The organism is Pseudomonas sp. SIMBA_041, assembly GCF_046535095.1.
GTDB classification, from domain to species: domain Bacteria; phylum Pseudomonadota; class Gammaproteobacteria; order Pseudomonadales; family Pseudomonadaceae; genus Aquipseudomonas; species Aquipseudomonas mucoides.
Genome location: NZ_JAWRXJ010000832.1, coordinates 1 through 242, shown reverse-complemented (window position 1 = coordinate 242; position 242 = coordinate 1). Strand labels below are relative to the sequence as shown.

Below are 242 nucleotides of genomic sequence, written 5' to 3'. Positions count from 1 at the left end.
CGTTCGATGATGCCCGCCGCACCCATGCCGGTGCCGACGCACATCGTGACCATCCCGTACTTCAGGTTGCGGCGGCGCAGGCCGTGCACGACGGTCGCCGCGCGGATCGCGCCGGTCGCGCCGAGCGGGTGGCCGAGCGCGATCGCGCCGCCGACCGGGTTGACCTTCGACGGATCGAGGCCGAGATCGCGGATCACCGCCAGCGACTGCGCGGCAAATGCCTCGTTCAGCTCGATCCAGTC

Annotated in this window: 1 pseudogene; it reads right to left on the bottom strand. The window is 71.1% G+C overall.

Features of this window, described 5'->3' with window-relative positions:
• A pseudogene (locus SB725_RS33470) lies at positions 1-242 on the bottom strand (hypothetical protein); the annotation flags it as partial.